Below are 2,185 nucleotides of genomic sequence, written 5' to 3' on the forward strand. Positions count from 1 at the left end.
GTTACTCCCGCTTGTTTGCGTTAACAACCCGCAGCATTCACTGGTTTTTAGAGCACGGCTTTGTGATTGAAGATGTGGATGCGTTGCCGCAGAAGAAAAAGCAGCTGTATAACTACCAGCGCCGCTCCAAAATTCTCGCACTTGATCTGTGAGTTGCGCTCCGTCGCGCCAGTGAGTGTCGATGATAGCTATTAATGATTGACGGTGTCTTTTGGCTCAGTGACAAAGGCGCTGGGAGTGGTTAACCTCCCGCACCTTTGTCGCAATTGATGCGCGAGGCTATGACGTCGTTTTACGTTTGTAGGCCATGTCTAAGGTGAACACCAGCAGGGCGCTCCAGATAAACCCGAAGGTCACGCCTTTTTCGGCATCAAAGGGTTCATTAAATAAACTTACCGCTAAGATGAACATAATGCTGGGACCGATATATTGGAAAAATCCTAGCATCGACAGCGGAATGCGTGTCGCTGCGCCAGCAAAACACAGCAGGGGGATCGTGGTAATAATTCCCGCAGCCATCAACATGGCATTTAACTGCCAGGTATTGGTGAGCATATTGGCGCTGGCGTTATCGAGGGTGGCGATAAGATAGATGAGCGCCACAGGGAGTAGGATCGCGGTTTCAACCAATAGCCCTGATTTAGCATCCACATTGACCTTTTTACGCAGCAAGGCGTAAAAGCCAAAGGTGCTGGCCAATGCCAGCGAAACAATGGGAATCGAGCCAAAGGAAATGAGCTGGACGAGTACGCCGATACTGGCAAGGCCGACGGCAACCCATTGTAATTTTCGTAATCTTTCCCCTAAAAATAACATCCCCAATAGCACGTTGAGTAACGGGTTAATAAAGTAACCTAAGCTCGCATCCAGCATATGATCATTGTTGACTGCCCAGATAAATAACAACCAGTTGCCAGCGATTAAAATGGAAGTAATGGTCAGTACCAGCAATTGCTTGGGCTGCTTAAACACCAGGCGTAACCTGGAGAATCCTCCGATAAACAGCATGATGATCACCATAAACACAAATGACCAGACGACTCGGTGGATTAAAATTTCAGTGGCAGATACCTGATGGAGTAATTTGAAATATAACGGTGCAAAACCCCACATGCAGTAAGCGCTAACAGCGAGTAGGATCCCTTTGCGGTATTCATGGTTTGGCATGGCATTTCTTAGACAAAGATTGGGACGGCGATTGTAGGCCCCACCGGCATTTGACTCAAGCGGACGCTGGGATATTTTGCCGCGATGGTGGTGTCATCCCACGGCGGTAAGTGCGATTGAGGCAAGACAGGAGCGACTCACTCCTTTAGAATAGGCGCCCTCACTTTTGACATAGACTACCCATGGAAACGCCCTTACTCGACCGACATGATGATCCACTCTCCGAGCGTCTCGCTCAGGTCTTTGGTTACCGTGATTTTCGTGATGGCCAGCGGGAGGTGATTGAGCGTGTGTGCAGTGGCCAGGATTGCCTGGTGATCATGCCCACCGGCGGCGGTAAGAGCCTGTGCTATCAGTTGCCTGCGTTGTTGATGGAGGGCATTACCATTGTGGTGTCCCCCTTGATTTCTTTGATGAAGGATCAGGTCGATAGCTTGCTGCAAACCGGAGTGGCCGCGGCCTATCTGAATTCGTCGTTGCCACGAGAGCAGAGCGCACAGGTGCTCAGGCAGCTGCGTCATGGGGAGTTAAAGCTGCTGTATGTGTCACCCGAACGTTTATTAACCGCCGATTTTATTGAACGCTTGCACTCCATGCCGCTCTCGATGTTTGCCATCGATGAGGCGCACTGTATTAGTCAGTGGGGCCATGATTTTCGTCCCGAATATGCCGCGCTTGGCCAGCTAAAACAACTCTTTCCCTATGTGCCTATGATGGCGTTAACCGCCACGGCCGATCAGGCGACCCGCCAAAGTATTTGCGATCGTCTCGGGATTAATCCTTATCGCTTGTTATCGAGCTTTGATCGACCCAATATTCGCTACACTGTTGCTGAAAAACTCAATGCCGCTAATCAGTTGCGCCAGTTTTTACTCCAGCAAAATGGCAGCAGTGGCATTATCTATTGCAGCAGCCGGCGGCGGGTGGATGAGGTCGCCGAGCGTTTAACTCTGCAGGGCTTTAAGGCGAGAGCCTACCATGCCGGGATGACCCAAGAGGAGCGTGGTGCCGTTCAGGA

2 protein-coding genes and 1 pseudogene are annotated in these 2,185 nt (G+C 50.6%); 2 read left to right on the plus strand and 1 reads right to left on the minus strand.

The features are described from left to right. A pseudogene (locus tag ACRCZA_RS10020) lies at positions 1 to 152 on the plus strand (amino-acid N-acetyltransferase); the annotation flags it as partial. A gap of 127 nt (positions 153 to 279) precedes the next feature. On the opposite strand, the gene rarD reads toward ACRCZA_RS10020, so the two are convergent. After that, on the minus strand, positions 280 to 1,167 hold the full coding sequence (rarD, locus tag ACRCZA_RS10025; RefSeq protein ID WP_438674299.1) for an EamA family transporter RarD: 888 nt from the start codon (positions 1,165 to 1,167) through the stop codon (positions 280 to 282). A gap of 182 nt (positions 1,168 to 1,349) precedes the next feature. Here rarD and ACRCZA_RS10030 point away from each other — a divergent pair. After that, on the plus strand, positions 1,350 to 2,185 hold an 836-nt coding region (locus tag ACRCZA_RS10030; protein ID WP_438674300.1), incomplete at its 3' end, for a RecQ family ATP-dependent DNA helicase.

Source organism: Shewanella sp. (assembly GCF_051658185.1).
Classification (GTDB): Bacteria; Pseudomonadota; Gammaproteobacteria; order Enterobacterales; family Shewanellaceae; genus Shewanella.